At 44.5% G+C, this 26,024-nt stretch carries 26 protein-coding genes; 25 read left to right on the top strand and 1 reads right to left on the bottom strand.

What is annotated here, in order from left to right:
- Positions 1-39: 39 nt before the first annotated feature.
- The 25 genes from galU to AC0YNS_RS17100 all read left to right on the top strand — a co-directional run bounded on the left by galU (position 40) and on the right by AC0YNS_RS17100 (position 25,269).
- On the top strand, positions 40-930 hold the full coding sequence (galU, locus tag AC0YNS_RS17220) for a UTP--glucose-1-phosphate uridylyltransferase GalU (RefSeq protein WP_475782195.1): 891 nt from the start codon (positions 40-42) through the stop codon (positions 928-930).
- Between the two features lie 14 nt (positions 931-944).
- Complete coding sequence (locus AC0YNS_RS17215; protein ID WP_475782194.1) at positions 945-1,643, top strand: sugar transferase; 699 nt, start codon at positions 945-947, stop codon at positions 1,641-1,643.
- 19 nt (positions 1,644-1,662) lie between these two features.
- Positions 1,663-2,601: a GDP-L-fucose synthase family protein gene (locus AC0YNS_RS17210; RefSeq protein WP_475782193.1), complete on the top strand. Its 939-nt coding sequence runs from the start codon at positions 1,663-1,665 to the stop codon at positions 2,599-2,601.
- Positions 2,602-2,625: 24 nt separating this feature from the next.
- On the top strand, positions 2,626-3,621 hold the full coding sequence (gene gmd, locus AC0YNS_RS17205; RefSeq protein WP_475782192.1) for a GDP-mannose 4,6-dehydratase: 996 nt from the start codon (positions 2,626-2,628) through the stop codon (positions 3,619-3,621).
- 83 nt (positions 3,622-3,704) lie between these two features.
- Positions 3,705-4,463: a WecB/TagA/CpsF family glycosyltransferase gene (locus tag AC0YNS_RS17200; RefSeq protein ID WP_475782191.1), complete on the top strand. Its 759-nt coding sequence runs from the start codon at positions 3,705-3,707 to the stop codon at positions 4,461-4,463.
- Positions 4,464-4,467: 4 nt separating this feature from the next.
- The gene (locus AC0YNS_RS17195) at positions 4,468-5,577 is read left to right on the top strand and encodes a glycosyltransferase family 4 protein (RefSeq protein ID WP_475782190.1); all 1,110 of its coding nucleotides are present in this window, start codon (positions 4,468-4,470) and stop codon (positions 5,575-5,577) included.
- Positions 5,574-6,779 (top strand): glycosyltransferase, encoded by a 1,206-nt coding sequence (locus AC0YNS_RS17190; RefSeq protein WP_475782189.1) that lies wholly within the window; start codon positions 5,574-5,576, stop codon positions 6,777-6,779. The genes AC0YNS_RS17195 and AC0YNS_RS17190 overlap by 4 nt, the downstream gene beginning before the upstream one ends.
- A 41-nt stretch (positions 6,780-6,820) precedes the next feature.
- The gene (locus AC0YNS_RS17185; protein ID WP_475782188.1) at positions 6,821-7,915 is read left to right on the top strand and encodes a glycosyltransferase; all 1,095 of its coding nucleotides are present in this window, start codon (positions 6,821-6,823) and stop codon (positions 7,913-7,915) included.
- 2 nt (positions 7,916-7,917) lie between these two features.
- Complete coding sequence (locus tag AC0YNS_RS17180; RefSeq protein ID WP_475782187.1) at positions 7,918-9,222, top strand: hypothetical protein; 1,305 nt, start codon at positions 7,918-7,920, stop codon at positions 9,220-9,222.
- 50 nt (positions 9,223-9,272) lie between these two features.
- Positions 9,273-10,436, top strand: a complete 1,164-nt coding sequence (locus AC0YNS_RS17175; protein WP_475782186.1) for a glycosyltransferase — start codon at positions 9,273-9,275, stop codon at positions 10,434-10,436.
- Between the two features lie 82 nt (positions 10,437-10,518).
- Positions 10,519-11,472, top strand: coding sequence for an ATP-grasp fold amidoligase family protein (locus AC0YNS_RS17170; RefSeq protein WP_475782185.1), 954 nt, complete (start codon positions 10,519-10,521; stop codon positions 11,470-11,472).
- A 69-nt stretch (positions 11,473-11,541) separates the two neighbouring features.
- Positions 11,542-13,035 carry a lipopolysaccharide biosynthesis protein gene (locus tag AC0YNS_RS17165; RefSeq protein WP_475782184.1) on the top strand — a complete coding sequence of 498 codons (1,494 nt, stop codon included), beginning with the start codon at positions 11,542-11,544 and terminating at the stop codon, positions 13,033-13,035.
- A 41-nt stretch (positions 13,036-13,076) separates the two neighbouring features.
- Positions 13,077-14,195 (top strand): CapA family protein, encoded by a 1,119-nt coding sequence (locus AC0YNS_RS17160; RefSeq protein WP_475782183.1) that lies wholly within the window; start codon positions 13,077-13,079, stop codon positions 14,193-14,195.
- A gap of 30 nt (positions 14,196-14,225) precedes the next feature.
- On the top strand, positions 14,226-15,596 hold the full coding sequence (locus tag AC0YNS_RS17155) for a UDP-glucose dehydrogenase family protein (protein ID WP_475782182.1): 1,371 nt from the start codon (positions 14,226-14,228) through the stop codon (positions 15,594-15,596).
- Complete coding sequence (locus tag AC0YNS_RS17150) at positions 15,577-16,608, top strand: GDP-mannose 4,6-dehydratase (protein WP_475782181.1); 1,032 nt, start codon at positions 15,577-15,579, stop codon at positions 16,606-16,608. The genes AC0YNS_RS17155 and AC0YNS_RS17150 overlap by 20 nt, the downstream gene beginning before the upstream one ends.
- A gap of 87 nt (positions 16,609-16,695) precedes the next feature.
- Positions 16,696-18,069, top strand: coding sequence for a sugar phosphate nucleotidyltransferase (locus AC0YNS_RS17145; RefSeq protein WP_475782470.1), 1,374 nt, complete (start codon positions 16,696-16,698; stop codon positions 18,067-18,069).
- Between the two features lie 121 nt (positions 18,070-18,190).
- Positions 18,191-19,147 (top strand): LCP family glycopolymer transferase, encoded by a 957-nt coding sequence (locus AC0YNS_RS17140; protein ID WP_475782180.1) that lies wholly within the window; start codon positions 18,191-18,193, stop codon positions 19,145-19,147.
- The gene (locus AC0YNS_RS17135; RefSeq protein WP_475782179.1) at positions 19,137-19,646 is read left to right on the top strand and encodes a VanZ family protein; all 510 of its coding nucleotides are present in this window, start codon (positions 19,137-19,139) and stop codon (positions 19,644-19,646) included. Before AC0YNS_RS17140 ends, AC0YNS_RS17135 begins: the two co-directional genes overlap by 11 nt.
- Positions 19,647-19,907: a hypothetical protein gene (locus tag AC0YNS_RS17130; protein ID WP_475782178.1), complete on the top strand. Its 261-nt coding sequence runs from the start codon at positions 19,647-19,649 to the stop codon at positions 19,905-19,907.
- Between the two features lie 34 nt (positions 19,908-19,941).
- Complete coding sequence (locus AC0YNS_RS17125; RefSeq protein WP_475782177.1) at positions 19,942-21,807, top strand: stalk domain-containing protein; 1,866 nt, start codon at positions 19,942-19,944, stop codon at positions 21,805-21,807.
- A 146-nt stretch (positions 21,808-21,953) separates the two neighbouring features.
- On the top strand, positions 21,954-22,466 hold the full coding sequence (locus AC0YNS_RS17120) for a DUF1854 domain-containing protein (protein WP_475782176.1): 513 nt from the start codon (positions 21,954-21,956) through the stop codon (positions 22,464-22,466).
- 48 nt (positions 22,467-22,514) lie between these two features.
- Positions 22,515-22,967 (top strand): hypothetical protein, encoded by a 453-nt coding sequence (locus AC0YNS_RS17115; protein ID WP_475782175.1) that lies wholly within the window; start codon positions 22,515-22,517, stop codon positions 22,965-22,967.
- A gap of 234 nt (positions 22,968-23,201) precedes the next feature.
- Positions 23,202-23,426, top strand: a complete 225-nt coding sequence (locus tag AC0YNS_RS17110; RefSeq protein ID WP_475782174.1) for a hypothetical protein — start codon at positions 23,202-23,204, stop codon at positions 23,424-23,426.
- A gap of 111 nt (positions 23,427-23,537) precedes the next feature.
- On the top strand, positions 23,538-24,476 hold the full coding sequence (locus AC0YNS_RS17105) for an ABC transporter ATP-binding protein (RefSeq protein ID WP_475782173.1): 939 nt from the start codon (positions 23,538-23,540) through the stop codon (positions 24,474-24,476).
- Positions 24,469-25,269 carry an ABC transporter permease gene (locus AC0YNS_RS17100; RefSeq protein ID WP_475782172.1) on the top strand — a complete coding sequence of 267 codons (801 nt, stop codon included), beginning with the start codon at positions 24,469-24,471 and terminating at the stop codon, positions 25,267-25,269. The genes AC0YNS_RS17105 and AC0YNS_RS17100 overlap by 8 nt, the downstream gene beginning before the upstream one ends.
- 206 nt (positions 25,270-25,475) lie before the next feature.
- On the opposite strand, the gene AC0YNS_RS17095 is transcribed toward AC0YNS_RS17100, so the two are convergent.
- A complete protein-coding gene (locus AC0YNS_RS17095) occupies positions 25,476-25,937 on the bottom strand; it encodes a bactofilin family protein (RefSeq protein ID WP_475782171.1) in 462 nt (153 codons plus the stop codon).
- Positions 25,938-26,024 lie beyond the last annotated feature (87 nt).

Raw genomic sequence — 26,024 nt, 5'->3', positions numbered from 1 at the left:
ATAATCCTTAAGAATTTAGAATAATAGGGGTGAATGATGATGAAACAGGTTCGAAAAGCGATCATTCCAGCTGCAGGTTTAGGGACGCGATTCTTACCGGCAACGAAGGCTATGCCCAAAGAGATGCTTCCGATTGTAGACAAACCTACCATACAATACATCGTGGAAGAAGCTATAGCCTCCGGGATCGAAGATATTATTATCGTAACGGGCAAAGGAAAACGTGCAATCGAGGACCACTTCGACATTGCTTTCGAGCTGGAATCCAGCTTGATCGAGAAAGGCAAGATGGAGCTGCTCGGGGAAGTACGCAAATCATCAAGTGTCGATATTCATTATATCCGCCAGAAAGAACCCAAAGGTTTGGGACATGCGGTATGGTGTGCTCGTAAGTTTATCGGGAATGAGCCATTTGCGGTCCTCTTGGGGGACGATATCGTAGTTGCTGATGTACCTTGTACCAAACAACTGATCAATCAATATGACCTTGTACAACGATCTGTTATCGGGGTCCAAGCCATATCTATTGAATTGATGGAGCGCTACGGAGTAGTTGACCCTTTAGAGGCTATTGGCAAGCTCTATTCCGTCAATCGTTTTGTAGAGAAACCTAAATTAGGTACAGCCCCATCCAATTTAGCCATTATGGGAAGATACATTCTGACCCCTGAGATCTTTGACTTCCTAGAGAATCAAGAAGCCGGTGCAGGTGGAGAAATTCAACTGACGGATGCGATTCAGAAGTTAAACGAGTTTCAAGGCGTCTATGCCTACGACTTCGACGGCAAACGTTATGACGTTGGCGAGAAGTTAGGCTTTATTACGACCATACTGGATTTTGCGCTGCACAATAACGAGCTGCGCCTTCCATTGTTAACGGCGCTTGAGGAGATCCTTGAAAATGAACGTTTGAAGAAATATAACTTGTAGACAGGTGGGAAAGAATGAGTTTATCCACACAGCGCAATGATGGGGATGTCGTGCTCAAAGCCAAGCTTTCTACTTCAATTCAATCGAGAGAGAGAGCAAGAGGTCTTGTTCAGTACCTGATGCTAAAACGAGCTATAGATATTGTTTGTGCAGCTATCGGACTGATCTGCTTAATTCCTTTGTTCATTATCATCGCGATTATGATCAAAGTGGAGGACCCGCGAGGTCCTATTTTTTTTCACCAGGTTCGAATTGGCAAGAATGAAAAGCCGTTTCGCATGTATAAGTTCCGCTCGATGGTATCGAATGCAGAAGTCTTGCTTGACGGGCTGTTAAGTCAGAACGAAATTAACGGAGCCATGTTCAAGATGAAAGAAGACCCCCGTGTTACAAGAGTCGGGAGGTTCATCAGAAAAACCAGTATCGATGAGCTGCCACAGCTATGGAATGTCATTAAGGGCGAGATGTCCATTGTCGGTCCCAGGCCACCATTACCCAGAGAAGTAGCAGAATATACGAGTTATGACAAATTACGACTCAAAGCAATGCCCGGCTGCACCGGTTTGTGGCAGATCAGCGGAAGAAACGGGTTAAGCTTCGGTGAGATGGTGGAGTTAGATCTGGCCTACATCGAACAAAGAAGCATTTACTTTGATATCAAAATTATGTGTAAGACCGTAAAAGTAATCGTTGGCAGGAAAGATGCCTTTTAACTTGATTCGAGGTGCAAATATGGATAAAAGCTCGACGATATACGTTGCCGGCCATAGAGGTCTGGTAGGTTCGGCAATTCTAAGGGAATTAGAGAGAAGAGGGTACAAGAATCTCATTTACCGATCCAGTAAAGAGCTGGATTTAAGAAAGTTTGATCAGGTCCAGGACTTCTTCGAGGATCATCACATTGACTATGTGTTTCTCGCCGCAGCTAAAGTAGGCGGTATCGTGGCAAACAATGATTTCCCTGCGGATTTCATTCGTGATAACTTACTGATTCAAACGAATGTGATTGATTCCGCTTATCGTGCCAACGTGAAGAAACTCATGTTTCTGGGTTCCACATGCATTTATCCTAAATTTGCACCGCAGCCGCTGAAGGAAGAATATCTGCTTACCGGTGAGCTAGAGCCAACGAATCAACCGTACGCCGTTGCCAAAATTGCCGGGATCAGTATGTGTCAGTCCTATAATCGTCAATATGGAACGCAATTCATCTCCGTAATGCCTACCAATATGTATGGGCCAAATGATAACTTCGATTTGAAGACTTCACATGTGTTACCTGCACTTATCCGGAAGTTTCATGAAGCTAAAGCAGCTAATGCCGAGCAAGTGGAGGTATGGGGAACGGGACAGCCAAGACGAGAGTTTCTACATTCGGATGACCTGGCAGAAGCCTGTGTTTTCCTAATGGAACATTACGCGGATAGTGAGATCGTGAATGTCGGCGTAGGCGATGATATTTCCATTCGCGAGTTGGCGGAATTAATCAAGCGCATAGTGGGATATCAAGGAGAGATTCGTTTCAATACCTCGTTGCCGGATGGAACACCAAGGAAGCTGGTTGATGTTACGAAGATCAACCGTCTAGGCTGGAAGGCTAGAATTTCCTTGGAGGATGGCATTAGCTCCGCATACATGGCATTCCAAAATGACTATTTAGTTAACCAATAAAAAAGATCAAGTGGAGGAAAACACATGCAAAAGCGTGCTCTGATTACGGGTATTACCGGTCAAGACGGATCCTATTTGGCAGAACTCTTGCTTGATAAAGGCTACGAGGTCTACGGGCTGAGAAGAAGAACCAGTACCCCCAATTACGAGAATGTGAGCCATATTAAAGATCAGATCAAATGGATTTCAGGAGACTTGACAGATCTCGCCTCCCTTATTGAGGCAGTCAAAGCATCTGATCCGGATGAAGTTTATAATCTGGCGGCCCAATCCTTTGTAGCGGCTTCTTGGCCGCAGCCTTTATTGACGGGCCAAATCACGGCATTGTCTGTCACGAATATGTTGGAGGCCGTAAGGATTATGAAGCCTACTGCGAGATTCTATCAGGCATCGAGCAGTGAAATGTATGGCAAAGTGTTGGAAACGCCTCAGAAGGAAACAACGCCATTCTATCCACGCAGCCCATATGGTGTAGCTAAGGTGTATGGGCATTGGATTACAGTCAACTATCGGGAAAGCTTCAATATGTTTGCTTGCTCCGGCATTTTATTTAATCATGAATCGCCTCGTCGCGGACAAGAGTTTGTTACACGCAAAGTAACAGATGCGGTTGCGAGAATAAAGCTGGGTCTGCAGAAAGAGCTTAGAATGGGCAATCTCGATTCTTTGCGCGATTGGGGTTTTGCAGGGGATTATGTGAAAGCGATGTGGCTGATGCTCCAACAGGATGAGCCAGAGGATTACGTGATTTCAACAGGTGAAATGCACACTGTTAAAGAGCTTCTTGAAGTGGCATTTTCCTATGTAGGATTGAATTATGAGGATTATGTTGTCATAGATCAAGAATTTGTGCGTCCTGCCGAAGTGGATTTGTTGCTCGGAGATTGCACAAAGGCGAAGGAAAAACTAGGCTGGGAATTGAAGGTTGGTTTCCATCAGCTGATTCAGATGATGGTAGATGAAGATTTGAAGCGAGTCAGAGCTGAGGATCGTTACAATCAGCTCATGCTGGCGCACTGAGTTTCTACATATAATATCAAATTCATGAGCAGAGAAGGGCATCCCCAAGATGCCCTTTTTACGGTGCAAGGAGGTATCTCGTGATGATCCGAACCGTTGATAAGTCGAAGATCCCTACATGTAACATTCTAGGGGTGAATGTAGCTGCAATTAATATGAAGTGGCTGCTTGATTATTTGAATGAGAATATCGAGAAATTAGCCGGTGACTATATTTGTGTTTCCAACGTTCATACTACCGTGATCAGCTATGAAGAGCCGGAGTATCGGGCTGTTCAGAATGGCGGTATCTTGGCCATTCCAGACGGGGGTCCACTGTCTACCATTGGCAGAAAACGCGGATATGAGAACATGGCCAGGACGACCGGTCCTAGTCTTATGGAGGAAGTTTTTCAGGTTTCTGTGGAGAGAGGTTACCGCCACTTCTTCTATGGTTCTACAGAAGAAACGTTAAACAAGCTACATACCAAGCTGAACGAAAGTCATGCAGGCATTGAAATCGCCGGGATATACAGTCCGCCGTTCCGACCGATGACCGATGAAGAGGATAAAGCCATTGTAGAGATGATCAATGCCAGTAAACCTGATTTTATATGGGTTGGGCTTGGGGCACCGAAGCAGGAGAAGTGGATGGCAGCTCATCAGGGCAAGGTAAACGGTTTGATGATCGGCATTGGAGCCGGATTTGATTATTATGCAGCTAATATAGCACGGGCTCCCGAATGGATGCAGAACAATAATTTGGAATGGCTGTATAGGCTGATACAGGATCCCAAACGGTTGTTTAAGAGGTATTTTCATACGAACACGAGGTTTATATGGCTTGTTGCGAGAGGGAAATGAATCTATGGCTAAGCATCCTAAAATCTGTATGATTGTTCAACATCCCATGGTCAAAGGTGGAATCGCTGCAGTCGTAGGCGGTTATCGAGGATCTATATTGGAGAATGACTATCAAGTCAGATATGTTGAATCTTATATGGACGGGAACAAATATAGAAAGCTCTTCAAAGCCATTGCGGGGTATGTTGATTTTCTTACTGTGCTTCTGATGGAGAAACCAGAGCTTGTCCATATCCATTCTTCTTTCGGACCGAGTTTCTATCGGAAGCTGCCGTTTATCTACATGGCCGGTTGGTTTAGGGTTCCTGTTATCAATCATTGTCATGGTGCGGACTTCGATTCCTTCTATATAAACGCGAGTCCCGGGAAGAAGAAGCTGGTTCAAAAAACATATAACAAATGTACGACCGTGCTTGCCCTTTCTACGGAATGGAAAGAACGGCTTAGCACGATTGTGCAGCATGAGAAAATTGAAGTCATTGAGAATTATAGCAGTATTCATGAAGATGCCATACAAGAGAGAGCAAACCGAAGCAGCAATCATCAGATTCTCTTCTTAGGAGAAATTGGTCATCGAAAGGGCTGCTATGACATCCCGGCTATTGTGGAGCGGGTCGCACGCAAGTTTCCGAAAGTGAAATTTGTACTTGGCGGCAGCGGCGATATTGAATCGTTACGTCATGCGTTATTAGAAAGAGGCGTGGAACAGCATGTTGTCTTCCCTGGCTGGGTAAGAGGCGAAGAAAAGGATCGGCTGCTTCGTGAGAGTGATATCTTCTTGCTTCCTTCCTACAACGAAGGGATGCCAATGGCTATCTTAGATGCAATGGGCTATGGGATGCCAATTGTAAGCACCTGCGTAGGCGGCGTTCCCAAAATCGTTCATGATGGGGTAAACGGATATGTTTGTAAGCCCGGGGATGTAGAGAAGCTTAGCGATGCTTTAATTAAGATGCTCCAGAATGAAGAGCTCTGCAAACAATACGGCGATTCCAGCGTGAACATCGTGAAGCAAGGCTACTCCTTTGAAGGGCATGCAAACCGATTAACTCGTTTATATCAAAACGTATTAACCGGAAACAAAAATAATCAAGTAGGGGTTTTAAGCGAATGAAAAAGGTTCTCTTTGTAATCCCAACATTAACAACCGGCGGAGCAGAAAAGAGCTTAGTCAATCTCTTAAATCTGTTTGATTATTCAACGTACCGCGTAGACCTACTGTTATTTAAACAAGAGGGCGTATTCATTAAACAGGTGCCCAAAGAGGTTAACATTCTTCCTATCCCGAACACGTTGAAATATGCGTTTAAGGCGCTCGATGCGGATGGCATGAAACAAATCTCATCTTTGAATTCTAATATTAGAAGGTATTTAGGTGTGTTTTTGACAAGAGTCAAATATAAAAGCAACCGGAATTTGGGATCCCAGATTCGCTGGAACCTGTTATTTAAACGTGCGATTAAGGAGCTGCCCGGGGAGTATGACGTAGCCATTTCCTATATACATGGTGAAGCGATGTACTACGTCGCTGATAAAGTGCATGCCAAGAAGAAAATGATTTGGGTGCACAATGACTACAACGCTGAGGGCTTCGATAAAGAGTTGGATCGGCCGTATTTTGCGAAATTCGATAAAATCGTCTCCATCTCTGATGAGTGTGTAAATATATTCTGTGATAGCTTTCCTGATGCTGCGGCACGTACCGTTTACATCCCCAATCTCACATCATCCGCTTTAGTTAAGCAAATGGCGCTCGAGTTTCAACCGGATGAATATGTGCAGGCTAGGGGAAGTGAACCTGATAAGGTGATCCTGCTTTCCATTGGCAGGCTTGTCACTCAAAAAGGATTTGATGTGGCCATTCAAGCGGCAAAACACTTGCAGGATCAGAACATCAATTTTATCTGGTATATTATCGGCCAAGGTGAGCTAAGAGAGAAGCTGCAGAAGCAGATTATTGAAGCGAATGTTGAGCAGCGATTCATTTTATTGGGGATTAGGGAGAATCCATATCCCTACTATTACCATTGTAATATTTTCGTTCAGCCCTCTCGATATGAAGGGAAGTCAGTAGCGCTAGATGAAGCGAAAATTCTTGCGAAGCCGATTATTGTTTCTAATTATGATACCGTGAAGGATCAAATTATCGAGGATGCAGAAGGAATCATTGTACCGCTGGAGCCGGAGCAAATCGCCGCAGCCGTTATAGACTTAATAAATGATCCTCGCAAGAGTAAGCAGCTTAGTGAGTATTTAATTAGGCACGAGTATGGCAATGAAGAGCTAATCGAAATGTATTATAGGCATATCGGCTAAGCACGCTGGAAGTTGAATTTTGCTCGAAGGGGATTAGTGATATGGCTGTTAACAAGTATTTATTTGTAACGAATTCGCTTTCTTCCGGAGGCGCGGAGCGTGTGGTCTCCATATTAGCAAGCGGTATTGCTGAGAGAGGGTATGAGGTTCATTTAGTCCTTTATGAAAGGGTACAGCATGAATATCCGATCTCTGACAAAGTACATATTCATCTTCTGCCTAAAAATAAGGGAGAAAGCCGAATCAAGTATTTTGCGAATAAGCTCGCAGCCATGAGACGGACGATACGTGAAGTCAACCCCAATATCATCATTCCTTTCTTACCGGATCAAGTGAACCACTTCTTTATTGCATCCCGATTTATGAAGATTCCTTTCGTTGCTACGGTTAGAAATAATCCGTTTCAATATCCGGATTCGAAACGAAAGAGAGCCGTTGGTAAGATCGTCGCTTTGTTTTCAACCGGGATAATGCTTCAAACGGAAGAACAAGCCGGCTTTTTCCCGAAATTTGCAAAGCGTAAAACGCTCGTAGTTCCGAATCCGGTTAGTAATGACTTAATCGAATGTCATTATCCGAAGCGGGACTCCATTCAGGAAATAGCTACATTTGGGAGATTAAATACCCAGAAGAACCAGGAGCTGTTAATCGAGGCTTTCGCAGTGGCTTATGAAGCCAATCCGAGCTTAAGATTGAGCTTGTATGGGGCAGGAGAAGAAGCTAACAAATTGATGGATCTGGTGAAGAGTCGAAGCATCCAGGATGTTGTAACGTTTAGAGGAAGAGTATCGAACGTCGCTGAAGCGTTGGTATCTACCGATCTGTTCGTTTTATCGTCGAACTATGAAGGGATGCCGAATGCTTTAATGGAAGCGATGGCTGTCGGATTGCCTTGTATCTCAACGGATTGCCCGACAGGCCCTAAAGACTTAATTAACAACATGTCGGATGGTATTCTGGTGAAGCGTAATAACGTCAGCGAGCTGGCAGCGGCGATTAACTATTGTGTGACGAATCCCGCTTTTTGCAATGAAGCAGGAAAAGCAGCCAAGCAAAAAATGAAAAAAGAATATCAAGTAGATATCATTATCGATAAATTTATTAGAGAAATAAACGGGATAAAAGGGTGCTCATAAAAATGAAGCCAAACGAGATGAAAGTGGATGTAATCGGCATTCTCTTTACCGGCATTATTGTGCTGATGCTCATTCAATTAATTGTTCCGGGCATTACGGGGACTTGGGTGAGAGAGGCCAATTCAAGGGCGTTTACGTATTTACATCACTATTCAAACCTTACATCCTTATGCTGCACTTTGGGAAGCTATTTACTTTATCTGTTATTGTTTATTTGCATTTGGAGTAATCAGAAGAAGGGAAAGGCTCTATTATTTATATTTATCAGCACGCTCGTATTTATTGTTTGGGGTTTTTTTGCAATGTACGAAACGAAGGTCCAAGATGTTCTTCTGGATGATGTTTCGATCAATATTATTCTTATTCCTTTATTGTATTTGCTTGGTTATGAGAAGGCCATATTCAATAGTGTAAAAAGAATGATTCCCTACATTGTTGTCCTGATGGTTGCTTTGATTTTCTGGAGCAGCTTATCTTTTGTATTCCAGTATGGGTTCTCAGCGGAAACAAGAACATCACCTAGTAAAGAAATGTTTTCAATCGTGATTAGCGCCTATTGGTGCTACGCACTGGGCATGTCCGAAGGTAAAAAGCACCGGACATTTAAGTTTGCGCTAGGTATTTGTTTATTAATTTGTGCTTTTCTTATTCAATCCAGAGGCTGGATGGTTCAATGCATCCTGCTGCTGTATACGATGTTAGCCTACAGCGCTGGTAAGAATGCTTTACTCCGGAAAATCGTTGCCGCCTTTAGTGTCGTGCTCGTCTTCCTCTTAATTATCATTCTGTTGCCTAGTGTTACGGAGGGTTTATTTAACCGGATGGGTGAAGATACGCGATCCGGTCAGTACGAGACGTTCTTCTCGCAAGTAGATGCAGCCAGTTTGTTATGGGGAAATGGACAACATGGAAGTTATACCTTTCTTGGGAATACAAACTATCGATACTTTGATAATCAATTTATCTATATCATGTTTCATTATGGCATTGCTCCGGTGCTTTGCTTATTTGGTGTGATCGGTGGCTTATTTAGAAAAATAAATAAGGATCGGTTAACGTTGGAGGAACAAGCGTATATTGTCGGATGTCGGTTTATGAGTTTTTTCTATTTGGCAGCATTGGGCGGCTTGTCCGTCTATTTTAAATTTGGATGGAATCTTAGTACATTATTCGTGCTTATTTTTATTGGTCGCGGAGTTGCATTGATGAGCGAAGCTAAGGAACGTAAGCGCAATAGCGAGCTGCGTACAAGGACTCCGGTGATTAAAGGCACGGTATATGACGGGATTGCGATTAAAAATGGTTGAAAATAATTCCTAAATAGAGAGAACAATAGGATAACTAGTGGAGGACTGCAATGAATAAACGAATCTTTCTTTTTGGTTTTCTAAACTACCCTCGCGGATCGGCAGCAGCCAATTACACCCAGTATTTAAGCTATGCATTGAAGGAGGCGAATTACGATGTTTACGTGATAAGCAATATTAATGAAGAGTTTACGCTTCAAGAGCAAGAAGGTTACATGTCCTATAAAACAATTAAGATCATTCCATTTCAAATATCTAAGAAAAGAATTTTACGCCGCTTAGAATTTGACTATGGGAAGGGGCGTATCTTAGTCAATATATTGAAGAGGCATCATTTAACGAGTGAAGATATTGTACTGCTATATTCCCCGGACTTGTACGTGCATCGAGAAGTTTTAAAGTACAAGGAGAAAATTGGATTTAAGACTGCATGTGTGGCTACAGAGTGGTTTCCTGCTGACGTATTTAAGTCAAGGCGTGAAGGGAAGGCATATAGCACTTATTTTGACCGGTTTCTTCCCAGGCATGACCTGCTGTTTCCCATCTCAAGCTATATCGAGAACCATTTGATTCAGCAGAACTGTAATACGATGCGCTTGCCGATTATGGCAGATGTGCATGAACATCCGCTGGGAACGAAGTCGTTTGATAAAATCAAATTTATTTTCCCTGGTAATGGACTCATGAAGGATGCAATTGAAGTTATCCTAAAGAGTTTTAGCCGATTGACCTCGCAACAAAAGAAACGAACTGAATTGCATTTGTGCGGAGTCAAGGAGGAGCAAATTGCAGGATTATTGACTCCGGATGAATATGAGAACCTAAAAGATATCATCGTCATCCACAAATGGATGAAGTACAAAGAGCTGATCGCATTGTATCAGGCGATGCATTTCCTGGTGCTGGCTAGGGAAGAGAATCAAATGACGCTGGCTAACTTCCCAAGTAAAGTGCCGGAAGTCATGTGTTATGGTGTAGTACCGATTGTGTCGCGTGTTGGAGATTATACGAAATATTATCTGGAGGATAATGTGAATAGTTTAATCTTTGATGGCTGCGAAATCGAAGTGTGTTACGAGAAAATAAGTCAAGCACTACTAATGACACCGGATGAAATAGCGGAGTTATCAACGAATGCAAGGGAATGCGCCGAAAATAAATTCGATTACCGCAATTGGGTTGGGAAGATTCAACATGCGCTTGTAAATATATAAATAGCAGCTTCAAAACGAACTCGTCATCATCGTATGACGGGTTTTTGTTGTTGGATTCTCTATCTCTTGGGAGGTCAAATGAATGAGGGTTAAAGACATAATTAAGCGCAGCCCAATCTTATATACAGCGGTAATTAAGGCAAGGGAAGCCAGGAAAAAAATTTCCAGCTTTGTCCCAGACGAACTCTATATCAAAATGCAATACAGAAAACAAATGGGTAAGAAAATCGATCTGAGCAATCCGGAGACGATTAATGAAAAGATACAATGGTTTAAGCTTCACTGGCATAATCCGATGATGACGAAGTGTGCGGATAAATATGCGGTGCGGAGTTATGTGGAGGAGAAGATAGGCAGCGAGGTATTGAATAAACTATATGGCGTCTACGAAAAGGTAGAGGACATAGATCTAGCGGCACTGCCGAGCTCCTTTGTCATCAAGGTAAATCACGGCAGCGGTCAAAACATCCTATGCAAAGATAAGAATACAATGGATTTCAATCAAGCCTTCGCAAAAATTAAAAGCTACTTAAAATCAAATCATTACTTCTACGGCAGGGAGTGGGCATACAAGGATATCAAGCCATTAATCATCATTGAAGAGTATCTGGATGATAATGGCCGTTCGCCGGCCGACTTTAAGATTTTATGCTTTCATGGTAAACCGGAAATCATTCAATTGGACATAGATCGCTTTGGCGAGCACCGAAGAAATTATTACAATGTGGACTGGACCCAAATGGATTTACGGTTTATTGTAGCTAATTCCTCAGTAGAAATTCCAAAGCCGCATAATTTGGATGAAATGTTATGTTACGCTACATCGCTGGCCAATGGATTTCCATTTGTAAGAATCGATTTCTATAACTTTGCCGGCAAAATTTATTTCGGCGAAATGACGTTTTATCCGAATAACGGCATTGGCACGTTTTACCCTGTAGAGAACAACAAAATGATAGGCGATAAACTGGTGTTACCTTACTTGCACGAGAAGCAGCCTAATTCGCTTGTTAAAGGATCTATCAAAGGAAGGTAACCCTAATCCGCCTTCAACAACCAATCATTCCGATGTTGTTGAAGGTGGATTTTTCGGAGTGGAGATATCATGAGAGATAGCGGATTGAAGAATAAAGTAGTATCCGGCGTATTTTGGGCATTCAGCGAACGCATTGTTTCGCAGGGCGTTTCATTCATTTTGTCGATCCTGTTAGCACGGCTGCTCATGCCCAGCGAGTACGGATTAATTGCTTTGGTACTTGTATTTACCAATTTGGCTAATGTTTTTGTCACAAACGGTATGGGCGAAACATTGATTCAAAAAAAAGATGCAGATGAAACGGACTTTTCTTCTCTCTTTTATTTCAGCGTAGTATTCTCCATCGCGCTCTATACGATATTATTTTTCTCTGCCCCATCTATAGGCGCGTTTTATGACAATTCCGAATTAGTATCGGTATTGCGAGTCATAGCACTTATATTGCCTCTGTCGTCGATTATTACCATTCAACAGGCTTATGTATCGAAGAAAATGATGTTTAAAAAGATGTTTATATCGACTATTGGCGGGACGATAGCTTCCGGTTTGATCGGTATTGGAATGGCCTATCTCGGGTACGGTGTATGGTCGCTTGTAGCCCAATATTTAGTGAATGCGATCGTAAATACAATCGTGCTTTTCTTTATAGCGCCATGGAGACCGAGATTGTTATTTTCGATGGACGCTATCAAGAAGCTTGTAGGATTTGGATGGAAGCTTGTAGCCGCTAATTTTATTAATATCTTCTATTTCGAGCTAAGAAGTTTGATGATAGGCAAGCTGTATACAGTGACAGCATTGGCTTATTACAATCGAGGCAATCAGTTTCCTACACTTCTGATTAACAGCATCGATACAGCGATCGGTAAAGTGTTATTTCCGGCGATGTCAGAAGTAAATAACGATGTCACTCGCTTGAAAAATGTAACCAGGCGGTCCATGAAAATTACCGCTTATTTGATCTTTCCGCTTATGATTGGCCTCATGAGCATTGCACCCTCATTAATCGTGGTTTTATTGACTCAGAAATGGGCGGCTGCCGTTCCCTTCTTGCAGATATGCTGTATTTATTGGTTGTTTCAACCGATGCAAACGGCTAACTGGCAAGCCATTAAGGCGCTTGGAAGAAGCGACATGCTTGTGAAGCTGGAGATTATTAAGAAAATAATCGGTGTATCTCTCCTGCTGATCAGTATGAATATAAGCGTATATGCAATTGCACTATCCAATGCTGTTTTTGCATGTATCTCCATGTTCATCAATATGATGCCTAATAAAAAATTGATGAATTACTCCATGCGGGAACAATTCCGCGATTTAGCACCTTCCTTATTATTATCGCTTGTAATGGGTGGGAGCATCTATACGATCTCATGGCTGGCACTACCGACCATCTTGATACTGTTGTTACAAATTGTTGGCGGTGCAATCATCTATGTCGTTGCGTCCCACTTATTCAACATAGATAGTTACGTCTACTTAACGAATATGTTATCGACTAAGCTACGAAGAAGAAGCAATGTGTTAACCTCGACCCAAGGAATCGTAATTAAAAAGTGGTAAACGATATGTCGTTTCATTTCATAGTAAGAGGGTGAATTTACATGGAAATACTGATTGCTAGTGATCTGGTTCCGACTGGATCAAATGAAGATTTTTTCGCTAAAGGAGATATTCGTGCATTGCTTGGGGAAGAGCTGTTAGAGATTTGGAACTCTTCGGATATGAGAGTGTTTAATCTAGAGGTTCCTCTTACGGATCAAGAAACGCCGATTGCGAAGTCCGGCCCTAATCTTATAGCCAAAACTAGTACAATACACGGCATAAAGCAATTACAGCCTACACTAGTGACGCTAGCTAATAATCACATCTTAGACCAGGGCGTGCAAGGATTCCATAGTACAAAGCGCTTACTGGAGCAATACGATATTCCCTTCGTGGGAGCAGCTGATAATGTCGTTGAAGCTGCTAAGCCTCATATCCTCTATAAAGATGGTATCTCGGTTGGCATCTATGCTTGTGCGGAGAATGAATTTACGATTGCCACCTCTACCTCTGCAGGGGCTAATCCTTTTGATCCACTAGAGAGTCTTGATCATATACAAGAGCTTAAACAAAAGTGTGATTACGTGATTGTTCTATACCACGGCGGGAAAGAGCACTATCGCTATCCATCCCCCAATGTTCAGCGAGTATGCAGGAAAATGGTGCAGAAGGGCGCAGATCTCGTCATCTGCCAGCATAGTCATTGTGTCGGAGCTTGTGAAAGCTATCTGGATTCTACAATCATCTATGGACATGGCAATTTCATTTTTGATTATATGGATAGTGAGTATTGGCAATCCAGTCTATTGATAAAGATACATATTGGCCAACGATTGGAAGTGGATTACGTACCCATTGTTAAACAGAAACATGTTGTCAGAGCTGCGCACGGTAGCGAAGCGGACAACATTCTGAATGGCTTTTATAGCCGATCCAAGGAAATAGGCCAAGAAGGTTTTGTAGAGCGGCGATATCGGGAATTTGCCCATACCCATACAGAAGCCTATTTAAAGGCTTTCTCCGGATTGGGCAAATGGATGTCAAGAATAGATCGAAAGCTGCTGAATGGCCGGTTATTGAGAAAAAGGTACTCTAAACCTAACTTGTTGGCGATGCAAAATTTTATAGAGTGTGAAGCTCATCGGGAGTTATTATTAGCTGGGTTAAAAACGAAATGAAATGATATGCCACAGTAGAGGGGGCTTTACATGTTTAAAATCGCAGTTGCCGGAACCGGATATGTCGGATTAGTTGCAGGCGTATGTTTTGCGGAAGTCGGACATCAAGTCACTTGTGTGGATATAGATGAGAATAAAGTAAAGGTCATGCAATCCGGAGTTTCCCCGATTTATGAGGCGGGATTAGAAGCCTTGATGCAGCGAAATTATGAAGCGGGGAGAATCAGTTATACGACGGATTACAAAGCATCCTACAGAGATGCTGATGCCATCTTTATCGGTGTAGGAACGCCGGAGCAGCCGGATGGATCTGCGAATCTTACCTACATCGCAACAGTCGCCAGGCAGATTGCGGAATCGGTGGAGAAGGACTGCTTAATTGTAGTCAAATCAACCGTTCCCGTTGGCACCAATGATAAGGTGGAGCAATTCATTCGGGATTTCTTAGTCCATGATGTGAATGTGGAAGTAGCATCAAATCCGGAATTTCTGGCACAAGGTTCGGCCGTACATGACACCTTGCACGCCGAGCGAATTATTATAGGAACGGAAAGTAAATGGGCTGAGGAGCTGCTTAAGCAGATCTATCAGCCTTTTCATTTGCCTATCGTAGCTGTAAACAGAAGATCGGCAGAAATGATCAAGTACGCTTCCAATGATTTCTTAGCGCTTAAGATATCCTATATGAATGATATTGCCAATCTATGTGAGCTTGTCGGTGCGGACATCGAGGATGTTGCGAGAGGAATGAGCTACGATGAACGGATTGGAAGCAAGTTCTTAAATGCCGGAATTGGTTACGGCGGTTCATGTTTTCCTAAGGATACGAAAGCATTAGCATACATTGCAAGGCAGCAGGGCTATGAGTTAAAGACGGTCAAGGCTGCGATTGATGTTAACAAAGAACAGAAGACGCTCTTATATAGGAAAGCCAGTAAGAGGCTCATTACCTTCAATGGTCTTAAAGTAGCCGTCTTAGGCTTAACCTTTAAGCCCGGAACGGATGATTTGAGGGAAGCTGCATCTCTTGAGAATATTCCTTTATTACTGGAGCAAGGTGCGGATATATGGGCGTATGATCCTGTCGGAGCGGAGAACTTTGCTAAACAGCATCCGGCAGGCAAGAATGGAAGCGGCAGTATGACGTATGCCGCTACAATCGAGCAGGCTCTGGACGGAGCCAATGTGTGTTTTCTATTTACGGAATGGGGAGAGGTAAAGGCAGTATCTCCGGATACGTACAAGAACCTGATGAGAACTCCTCTAGTCTATGATGGAAGAAATATGTACAGCGTTGCACGGATGCAAGAGGCAGGGGTAGAGTATCACTCCATTGGAAGAAAGTCTGCAAGAAAAGATAGGATGAAGGAGTCGAAGCACATTGAATACCAATACTCCTGATAAGAGTAAGACTTACCTAATTACCGGGGCGGCTGGGTTCATTGGTTATTATCTGGCCAGAAAACTCTTGGAACAAGGCTGTCGCGTAATTGGGATTGACAATATCAATGATTACTACGACATCAGCCTTAAATATACGCGATTAGATCTGTTACAGCCTTATAAGAGGTTTACCTTTATTAAAGGTGATATCTCGGATAAGGCTCTGATCATGTCTACTTTTGAGGAATATAAACCTCATGTAGTGGTGAATTTAGCCGCTCAAGCCGGTGTTAGGTACTCCATAGAGAACCCTGATGTTTATATTCAAAGTAATATTGTCGGCTTCCATACGATTCTTGAAGCATGCAGACATTATCCGGTAGAGCATCTCCTCTACGCCTCTTCAAGCTCCGTCTACGGCGCCAATCAGAAGGTCCCCTTCGAGGAGTCCGATCGCGTTGATCAACCTGTATCCCTCTATGCGGCTACCAAGAAGTCAAACGAATTAATGGCTCATACTTACAGTCATTTGTATCAGATACCTATTTCGGGATTACGGTTCTTTACGGTGTATGGCCCATTAGGTCGGCCTGACATGGCTTATTTTGGATTTACGCATCACTATTTTGCAGGTAAGCCGATTCAGATATTCAACAACGGCGATTACGAGAATGACTTATACCGAGATTTCACCTATGTAGATGACATTGTGGAAGGGATCGAGCGTTTGTTCAGTAACCCTCCGTCAGCGGAGGAGAATGCTCCCCATCAAGTGTATAATATCGGCAATAATAGCCCGGAGAAATTAATGACTTTCATTGGAACGCTGGAGAAATGCCTCAGCATTTCATTAGGCAAGGAAGTATTCTTCGAGAAAGTATTTGAACCGATTAAACCCGGTGATGTGCCTGCTACTTATGCATCAACGGAATTATTAGACAAAGTCATTGCGTTTAAGCCGAAGACGTCAATTGAAGCAGGACTGCAGCATTTCACGGATTGGTACTGTGAATATTATCGATTGAATTAATCCATAAATTGGGAGTGGCTTTCAAAAGCTGCTCCCATTTTTTGTTTCATGGAAATTCGTTTCATAGAGAGAATGGAGGAGTGAATGATGAAACTTATTCTGCTATCCGGTGGTTCCGGAACCAGGCTTTGGCCGCTTTCCAATGATGCTAGATCGAAGCAGTTTCTGAAAGTGCTTGAGAATGATGAGCAGCAATTGATTTCGATGGTACAGCAGTTATGGGGACAGCTGGAATCCAGCCATCTAAGTGAGCATAGTTTCATTGCAACCAGTCAAAGCCAGGTTGAAATGATGCAAAGTCAAATCGGCACAGACGTTCCGTTAATTATTGAACCTGAGCGCAGAGATACCTTTCCTGCAATCGCTCTGGCTGCCGTTTATCTCTACTCGGTTAAAGATGTTAGCTTGAGTGAGACGATTACGATCGTGCCTGTGGATCCATTGGTAGAAAATAATTTCTTTGAAACCATTAAGGAAATGGAAGAAGTGCTAAACGAATCGAAAGCCGATTTGGCCTTGATAGGTGTTAAGCCAACTTATCCATCTTCCAAATACGGATACATTATTCCTGCCGCAGCCGATGAAACCTCGGATAAAGGATATAAGCAAGTTCGTAATTTCCGCGAAAAGCCGACAGAAGCGCAGGCCGTGGAGCTTCTGGCACAGCAGGCTCTGTGGAACTGCGGCGTATTCTCGTTTAAGCTCGGTTACCTGATTTCACTTCTGGAGCAGCTGAATATGCCGATTCAATATGATGAGCTGCGTAAGCAATATCAGGTCCTTCCTAAGATTAGCTTTGACTATCAGGTTGTAGAGAAAGCCAGCAGTATTGTGGTGGTTCCCTATGAAGGGGGCTGGAAGGACCTTGGTACTTGGAATACGTTGACCGAGGAAATGAAGAATAATCAAATTGGCAGAGGGACCATAAGCGAGGATTGTAACAATACGCACTTAATCAATGAAATCGATATCCCCGTTTCCATTGTGGGCTTATCGAACATTGTTGTCGCAGCCAGTCCTGACGGAATTCTGGTTTCCAGTAAGAGCGCAAGCACTAGAATAAAAGATTATATCAACTACAATCAGAAGCCGAAATATGAAGAACGCAAATGGGGCTGGGTCAGAGTTCTTGACGACCAGATCTATGAGGATGGCCGGTGTGTAGCTACCAAGCGTGTTGGAATCCGAACAGGAGAAAACCTTAGCTACCGCATGCATACGTACCGAGAAGAAGTATGGACCATCGTGAACGGCGAAGGGGAGTTCCTGCAGAACGGTAATTATATGCATGTAAAGGCAGGCAATATCCTTCATATTCCAATGAAAACGCTCCATACATTACGAGCGGTGAAAGAGATTGAGATGATCGTGGTTCAAAGCGGCCAAAGTCAGGAAGTCAATCGAATCGTCGAGTTATATACCACATGGAAAGAAATTACGGACAGCTGTATCAAAGTGTAATGTTCGGAACAAAGGCCTTGCTTACTAACCGGTAGGCAGGCCTTTGTGCTGTACGCCTGTTAACGACCGGCATTCCTCAGCACTACGGTGCAAACTATGTGATCTATAAGGAGTCTTGAACATGAAGCTGAAGCGATTTCTGGTTTGGGCGAGTGCTGGAGCCGCTGTAATCCTTGTGATTGCAGGTGGAGTAGCTTGGTATCTATACAACTCTGTCGAGCAGGCTGCTGCGAAGATGTATGAAGATGTTAAGCCCACGAAAACGGTCTATGTTAGTAAAGATGTTGAATTGAAAAAGGTTCCACCTGAACCGGTCCAAATGAAAAATCTAGCCCCCTTCTCCGTTCTTGTCCTAGGTGTGGATGAGCGAGAGCATGATCGAGGGCGTTCCGATACGATGATTGTGCTGGCTGTTAATCCGGCGAAACATTCCATTCTGATGTTCAACATTCCTCGAGATACACGAACCGATATCATCGGTCACGGCACGGTGGACAAAATCAATCACGCCTATGCGTTTGGCGGCTTGGAGATGTCGATCCAAACGGTAGAGCATTTTCTGGATTATCCGATTGATTATTATGCCAAAGTGAATATGGAAGGTTTCGCGCGATTGATCGATTTAATAGGCGGCGTTGAGGTGGATAATCCGTTTGCTTTTGACTATGAGGGTCATTTGTTCGAGGAAGGCCACTTGATGTTAAATGGTTCGGATGCCTTGAAATACTCTCGCATGCGTTATGATGATCCGCGAGGAGATTTCGGCCGTAACTCCAGGCAACGCGAGATTCTGCAGCAAGTGATGAACAACGCGATGAACATCTCCAATGTGACTCACCTGCATTCGCTTCTTGGCGAACTGGGAAACAGCGTGAAGACGAATGTTACCTTTGATGAGATGAAACAATTCGTTACCGATTACCGGCCTAAGATTAATAAAATCGATACAGTGGAAATAAAAGGATATGGGAAGACTATTAATAAGGTTTGGTATTACTTGGTAGACGACAGCGAACGAGATCGCATTCATAATATAATCAAAGATCAACTTCAGCAGGTACTTTCGAATGAGCAATAAAGGCAGGAGGTACATGATTCAATTGTTCGTCGGAGGCTGCTGGATTGTCATCATCTTCATCCTGTCTTCTCAATCCTATCAGGAACAGAACATACAACCTGCCCTGCATCGAATCGTGACGGAGGATACAATCAGAGAGGTGCTGCCGGATGTAACCTTCAATTATCACCACAGACGCTATTCCTCCCATGGGGATCCTTATCTATTCATTGAATTTATAATCCGTAAAGGCGCTCATTTGTTCATGTATGGTGTTCTTGCCATTGCAGCAGCTGTCGCTACGAAAACGAAGGATAATCTCTCCGGAAGATGGCCGTTCCCTCTACTTATTGTCCTTATGATCGCTTCGCTAGATGAATTAAACCAGCGTGTATCTCCGGGTCGAACCTCGAATTCACAGGACGTCCTTGTTGATATTACTGGAGGCTGCATAGGCTTGTTTGTTTATATGGCGGGTACTTATTATGGAAGGTTTGTAAAGAGAGGAGCGCGTCAATAAATGATACCATCTTCTATTAAAATCTTAGCGTTGCTAATCGGTATGATGAACAACACGCCTACTGAAGTTTCCGTTTTTACCATTGTGGAATGCCCTCATGAGCATTGTTATGAGGCAACGAATGGATTAGAATCTCATTGTTTGTTTAGCGAAACTAATTTTATGCAAGATACACCGTTATACATAGGTGATAAAGTATATGCTATTCTTCTTCAAAATGAGGAACATAGAGTGGTTCGAATTATTAAAGCGGATCAGTAACCGAAGAATCTGAGTTTAATATAGGAGGGACAAGGTGAAGAAACGAAGTTTAAGACTGCTCCTTTGTATGGCAACGTTGCTCACGTTGATCTGGATCTGGAGTGGAAGGGGAACGAGCTTTTACGAGCATGCAGATGGGGCAGTAGGGCCAATTACGGTCAAATTGACCGAAACTTCGGAAGCTTTCAATAATCCGATCATGGGCTTCAGACCATCGCGCAACATAAACGATAGATCATTTCCGAAGCGGGAGTATGCAGATATTTATAAACATTATATCAAGTACACTGATCTGGAATACGATGCAACGGACTCTGTTCAGAAGATCATCGATTGGAGCAATAGAGCCTGGGCTGGCATTGAGAAGAAAAATATTAAGGTTGTTCCGCGAGTCGTCATCGTTTATCCGGGCGCCGGGGAATTTTGGCCGAATGGGGTCGAACATGGCGATCCCGTCAATCAATGGCTGTCAGAAGACTTGAAATCGCGACTTGTAGCGTTTATCGCAAAGATCGGGCAAGCTTGGGATAATGACCCGCGAGTAGCTTTTGTAGAGCTTGGACTATATGGAAACTGGGGAGAGCAGCATATTCATCCCAGAAAATTTGCTGACCGCTCCAATCAAATCCCACTTAGTTTCCAAATTGCGCTTGGCGATGCGTACGAGGCCGCTTTCCATAACAAGAAAGTACTCGTGCGTTATCCGGAGACGTTCAAGGATTACGAATTCGGCATTCAATGGGATTCCTTCGCGCTGCCGGAAGACGCATCCGGCGGGAATGGAGAAATTAGGCGCGATACTTGGCGGACGCAGATCAATAGCGGTGAGGTAGCCTACAATTGGGGCGATCAGTCCAAACTCGGCGGCAACCCGGATGGAACGCTGAGCAACATGACACATACGAATTATGTCATTGACTGGATTATGCGTACCCACACCTCTAGCTTGGGGTGGATTTCGGATTTCTCAGCCAACAATTCCGCTGTCGAAGCGGGGGCAAAGGCGATGCAGAAGGTGCTTGGTTATCGTTACGTGCTGAATCAGGCTACGTTTACGGGTAATGTGACGCCAGGCGGGACGATGAACGTGTTGTTCCAAGTGACCAATAATGGCTCCTCTCCGTTCTACTATAACTGGCCGGTTGAAGCGAGTCTGCTGAAGAGTGACGGAACGGTTGCCTGGAAAGGGCTGTTCCAAGCGGATATTCGAAATTGGCTGCCGGGTACAGATTGGAACAGTGCGACTCGAGCATACAATGAAGCGCCTGCTGTGAACACAGTTAACGGCATGTTTACGATTCCGAAGTCCGTGCCGAACGGAAACTATACCCTGGCACTGTCCATTCTGGATCCGGCCGGCTGGAATCCAAGCGTCCGATTCGCGAATACCAACTATTACATCGGAGGCAGGACCCCGATCGGTAAGGTTGGCATCGGCAGGAACCCTATTGATCAAAATCTCGGACCGTTCGCAAGCTTGAAATCGGATACGTCACTTGGTTATAGTCTCGAAAGTGTTGCGTATAACGGATCGGTCGGCAGCAGATTCAGTACGATCATCGTAAACGACAGAGCGCTTAGTTTTGAGGTAAAACCAACGATAATTAAAGGCGTCACGATGGTTCCTTTCCGGCAAATTTTTGAGGCGTTGGGTATGATGGTGGAATGGAACAACACGACCAAATCTGTCATTGCGTCCAAAGAGAATTTAACCATTAAGATGGCTGGCGGCAGTTATAAAGCAAGTCTGAATAACAAGGAGTTCCAGATATCGCCTGCCCCATTTGTTTCACCGGAAAGCATGTTTTATGTGAATCTGCGATTCGTCAGTGAAGCTGCCGGTGCCAAAGTGAGCTGGGATAACGATAATAAAGTAGCTACCATTAAAACTACAGATTAAGCTTGACACGATACAAAATGTATCATAAATTTAAAGAGACGATCGCGATTATATTAATTTATGGAAGAGGGCAGGCCTAGGCCTGCTCTATTTCCTGATCCCATTTTGCTAACCATTGAATAGATGCGCCGGAGGTGATCTGATTCATGAGCAATATTGTCTACATGAAACCGAAGAAAGCGGGTCCGATTCTACTCTATCGCGCAGAGGACGGCACTTTAATGGCAGAGGATAAGGAAGGACGGCAGTACCAGTGTGTGAAGCTGGTGCGTGAGCTTCCACATTCGTTTCCGGATCGTTTCATCTCCATTCGAAGCGAGCTGAACGAGGAGATCATCCTGCTGCACGAAATTGAACAATTGGATGAACGCAGCCAAAGAACAGCAAGGGAAGAGCTGAACAGGCAGAACGTAGTTCCTTCTATTAAAAGGATTACGTCGATTCATAAGCATGATACGGATTGGAATTGGCAGGTGGACACCGACTACGGCAGACTCACCATTACGATGGACAACCTGCTCGATCATGTCCATGCAATCAATTCCGGCCGCTGGATTATTACGGACATGGACGGCCGTCGTTATATGCTTTCGAATGTGGAGAGCATGGATGCGCAGAGCCAGTATTGGTGGATCAATAGCAGGGACCCTTTTTTTTGATGTCGCAGATACATTTTGTAACATATGATGAAACGAGGCGTAGCGACAATGGAGACGGAGATGAAGCCGCGGGAGCATGTCAGAATGAAGCTGATAGGCGGCGTACGGGCTGAAATGTCAATTTGTCACATTGAAGGACAAGAAGGGGATGCCAGTAAGCCAACGCCGATCCTTCTGCAAAATATGAGCCCATCGGGCTTGCAGGTTCTGAGCCATCTCCGATTGCCTGTCAACCGCAGCTATATGCTCCAAGTTGTCGTTACACTCGGAGAGTGGCAGTTCAGTCTGCTCGCACATACGGTGTGGAGGAGACTCGAAGGCAATCATTACATTTACGGCTGCGCTTTACTTCCGGATGAGGGAATCCGTAAAGGATTACTTTGTGCGTTGCTTGCCAAGCTGCAGGCTATGCGTCCGAAGCAGCAACGGATTCATGAATTGTACAAGCGAATGAACTATAGGAAAGAAGCAAGTTACGCGCGATTGGATGTCAGGGGTTAAGCAAATGGGCGATGGGGAGAGGTCGGCATTAACGCTGATTAAGATCCCGCATCGCCCGTTTATTTTTGTTTGTGTTTGAAAGCGCATACACGACAAAATTCTTGCTTTATTCATGTTCTTCCCTATTGACATGTAGCGATAATTGTCGTATTCTAACTTCGATACAATTTGTAACATAACTATCAGAATTGCTACATATAGTAGTTTGAATCCGATCAATAAGGGGCGATTGACATGACGAAGAAGGAACAGTTTCATTGTGTAGGCTGCGGAGGGACGCTGACAAGTATCGATGCGGAATTGGTGTTTTTAACCGGCTTTTATCGTGTTATCCATCCGCTGGGTTTGTGCAAAGCTTGCTTCATCCACTCGCAAGAAAATGCGCAGCAAAGAGATGCACTTGTAGCAGAATTTACCCGTTCCTATCATGCGGAACATCTGCTTGTTGCGCATTCCTAATCGGCCGAGTTAACGTAAAACTTCCAATCCCTTCCTTACTTCGTTATACTGAAGGAGATGTGAAGTTTGAATGAGTACCATTCGGCTTCCCTAAAGCAGGAGGGGATAGATGTGGATTATCGGTCCGAGCAAGACGAGCAGCAGCCGCTCGTTCGTCTTCAGCAGGTAACGAAAGTCATCGGAAGACGTACCATCATCGAGGATCTTACATTGGATTTACCTCGGTCGGAGGTATTCGGATTTCTTGGGCCTAACGGAGCCGGGAAAACGACAACGATTCGGATGATGGTAGGCTTGATGAAGCTGACCAAAGGTGACGTCCTTATTGAAGGACACAGCATCCGGACGGATTATGAGAATGCCATTCGTCATGTCGGAGCTATCGTAGAGAATCCTGAAATGTACAAATATTTGACCGGCTTTCAAAATCTGCTGCATTACTCGCGGATGGTGCCGGGAATTACGAAGCAGCGCATAGACGAGGTCGTTGAGCTTGTCGGGCTGAAGAGTCGGATTCACGATAAAGTGAAAACCTACTCGCTCGGTATGCGTCAACGGCTTGGCGTCGCGCAAGCCATTATGCATAAACCGTCGCTTCTCATATTGGACGAGCCTACGAATGGGCTGGACCCCGCCGGTATTCGCGAGCTGCGCGATTACTTAAGAAAGCTGGCCAAGGATGAAGGCATCACCGTATTCGTCTCGAGTCATTTGCTCAGTGAGATGGAGCTCATGTGCGATCGGGTTGCGATTATACAAGCCGGCAAGCTCATCGATGTTCGCAGTATTCGTCCCGGTACACCGCTCGCGGATGAGACGAATCAAGTGCTCTTCGAGGTGGATCAGCCGGATGCCGCTGTGCAGCTGATGGCTGAGCATGGTGCTTCGCGTGAGGCGGATGCGGCGCTTGTAAGGGCTGATCGGGAAACGATAGCGCGGCTCAATGCCGAACTCGTCGAAGCGGGCATTAAAGTGTACGGCATTCGCGTCCTGAACAAGTCGCTGGAAGATCAGTTCCTAGAGATGACAGGAGGTGAGCAGGTTGTTTGATTTCCTGCAGCTCGTACGTAATGAGAATATGAAGATCTACCGCCGTATTGGCACCTGGATCATGCTCGGCATTATTCTGCTGATCGTTGTCGTAGTCAGCTCGCTGTCGAAAGTGTTCTCTGAGCATGATACGATGTGGACGATTATGAACGGGATCGAACAGTTTACCTATTACCTCATTACAATCTTCACCGTCGTAGTCTCGGCGGAGTGTGTAGCCGGCGAGTTCTCGGCAGGCACGATAAAGCTGCTGCTGATTCGCCCGTGGAGTCGCTCGAAGATCTTGCTTTCCAAATACATAGCGCTGCTGTTGTTCGCACTGACGCTCTCCGTCTTGATGCTGGTGTCGTCCTATGTGCTTAACTTGATCTTGTTCGGCTATAACGACAGCGCAACAGCGAATGCGGCGCTGGGCGTGCTAAACAACTCTCATCCGCTGTCATACATGATTCAAGTGTATCTGCTGGATTACATCGGGCTTATCATGATTGTTACATTCGCTTTCATGCTCTCGACGATCTTCCGCAGCGGTGGTCTGGCCATCGGATTATCGATGTTCATCTACTTCTTCGGGCTGATTGCAAGCGGCTTGCTCTTCAATCTCAAGTATGCCTGGGTAGAATATCTGCTGTTCCTTCACTTGGATTTGAAGCAATACCTGCAAAGCTCGGTCATCACACACAATATACATGAGCTGACCATGGGCTTCTCGCTGGCGGTACTGGCGGTCTACTATATTGTATTCGTGGGTATCACGTGGCTGATCTTTAATAAACGTGATGTTGCGACATAAAAGGAAAGAGAGAAGGCGGATAATCGCCCTTCTCTCTTTTTGTTATTCACTCGTGACCGGAGCGATCTTATAATGGTGCGAGTATATAGAAATGTAAAATATCACAGTGTTTTTTTATATAAAAGAAAAAGAGCCGCTACCTTCACGTAAGTGATGGTAAGCGGCTCTCTATATGTTGCCAAAGGCAGAAGGTTAGCTCGCTGGCTTCAACCGGCCTGCCGGGCTTTCTCCTTCGCTTGTGCTTCCTTCACCTGCTGCGCTTGTTGTGGCTGCTGCTGTGGCGCAGGGTCGGCATTTTCCGGCAGATGCCGAGTCCGTTGCTCGACAGCGCGCTCCATGCGGCAGTTGCCGTTATAGATGCCTCCGTCTTGAATCAGCATCGTATGGGCCAGCACATTGCCAAACAATTGACCGGAAGCGGTGATGGTCAATCTTCCTTTTGCCACAATATCTCCGAATACCTTGCCTGCAATCGTTAGGTCGCGCGCGATAATGCCCGATCTCGCCACGCCGCATTCCCCGATAATGACATCGCCTTTACAATCGATATCCCCTCGGTATTCACCTTCGATCCGAATGCTGCTTTCACTAACTAACTTCCCTTCTACAGACGTGCCTAGTCCGATCAGAGTTTCGGCCGAACCAGACCGTTTGGACTCTTTGAACATCGCTGCGATCATCCTCCCTCTCGTACGGTAGGTCATATAGCTATTTATTCTTAGAAGCTTTAAAACATGCCAATTACAGATGTATAC

It is taken from the genome of Paenibacillus sp. J22FR21 (assembly GCF_056269135.1).
Note: the sequence above shows the minus strand (reverse complement) of the source record. Positions and strands in the feature narration are given on the sequence as shown.

Excerpts from the sequence above, each read along its gene's own strand:
- galU (WP_475782195.1), top strand. The coding sequence starts at position 40 with ATGAAACAGGTTCGAAAAGCGATCATTCCAGCTGCAGGTTTAGGGACG.
- AC0YNS_RS17215 (WP_475782194.1), top strand. The coding sequence starts at position 945 with ATGAGTTTATCCACACAGCGCAATGATGGGGATGTCGTGCTCAAAGCC.
- AC0YNS_RS17210 (WP_475782193.1), top strand. The coding sequence starts at position 1,663 with ATGGATAAAAGCTCGACGATATACGTTGCCGGCCATAGAGGTCTGGTA.
- gmd (WP_475782192.1), top strand. The coding sequence starts at position 2,626 with ATGCAAAAGCGTGCTCTGATTACGGGTATTACCGGTCAAGACGGATCC.
- AC0YNS_RS17200 (WP_475782191.1), top strand. The coding sequence starts at position 3,705 with ATGATCCGAACCGTTGATAAGTCGAAGATCCCTACATGTAACATTCTA.
- AC0YNS_RS17195 (WP_475782190.1), top strand. The coding sequence starts at position 4,468 with ATGGCTAAGCATCCTAAAATCTGTATGATTGTTCAACATCCCATGGTC.
- AC0YNS_RS17190 (WP_475782189.1), top strand. The coding sequence starts at position 5,574 with ATGAAAAAGGTTCTCTTTGTAATCCCAACATTAACAACCGGCGGAGCA.
- AC0YNS_RS17185 (WP_475782188.1), top strand. The coding sequence starts at position 6,821 with ATGGCTGTTAACAAGTATTTATTTGTAACGAATTCGCTTTCTTCCGGA.
- AC0YNS_RS17180 (WP_475782187.1), top strand. The coding sequence starts at position 7,918 with ATGAAGCCAAACGAGATGAAAGTGGATGTAATCGGCATTCTCTTTACC.
- AC0YNS_RS17175 (WP_475782186.1), top strand. The coding sequence starts at position 9,273 with ATGAATAAACGAATCTTTCTTTTTGGTTTTCTAAACTACCCTCGCGGA.
- AC0YNS_RS17170 (WP_475782185.1), top strand. The coding sequence starts at position 10,519 with ATGAGGGTTAAAGACATAATTAAGCGCAGCCCAATCTTATATACAGCG.
- AC0YNS_RS17165 (WP_475782184.1), top strand. The coding sequence starts at position 11,542 with ATGAGAGATAGCGGATTGAAGAATAAAGTAGTATCCGGCGTATTTTGG.
- AC0YNS_RS17160 (WP_475782183.1), top strand. The coding sequence starts at position 13,077 with ATGGAAATACTGATTGCTAGTGATCTGGTTCCGACTGGATCAAATGAA.
- AC0YNS_RS17155 (WP_475782182.1), top strand. The coding sequence starts at position 14,226 with ATGTTTAAAATCGCAGTTGCCGGAACCGGATATGTCGGATTAGTTGCA.
- AC0YNS_RS17145 (WP_475782470.1), top strand. The coding sequence starts at position 16,696 with ATGAAACTTATTCTGCTATCCGGTGGTTCCGGAACCAGGCTTTGGCCG.
- AC0YNS_RS17140 (WP_475782180.1), top strand. The coding sequence starts at position 18,191 with ATGAAGCTGAAGCGATTTCTGGTTTGGGCGAGTGCTGGAGCCGCTGTA.
- AC0YNS_RS17135 (WP_475782179.1), top strand. The coding sequence starts at position 19,137 with ATGAGCAATAAAGGCAGGAGGTACATGATTCAATTGTTCGTCGGAGGC.
- AC0YNS_RS17130 (WP_475782178.1), top strand. The coding sequence starts at position 19,647 with ATGATACCATCTTCTATTAAAATCTTAGCGTTGCTAATCGGTATGATG.
- AC0YNS_RS17120 (WP_475782176.1), top strand. The coding sequence starts at position 21,954 with ATGAGCAATATTGTCTACATGAAACCGAAGAAAGCGGGTCCGATTCTA.
- AC0YNS_RS17115 (WP_475782175.1), top strand. The coding sequence starts at position 22,515 with ATGGAGACGGAGATGAAGCCGCGGGAGCATGTCAGAATGAAGCTGATA.
- AC0YNS_RS17110 (WP_475782174.1), top strand. The coding sequence starts at position 23,202 with ATGACGAAGAAGGAACAGTTTCATTGTGTAGGCTGCGGAGGGACGCTG.
- AC0YNS_RS17095 (WP_475782171.1), bottom strand. The coding sequence starts at position 25,937 with ATGTTCAAAGAGTCCAAACGGTCTGGTTCGGCCGAAACTCTGATCGGA.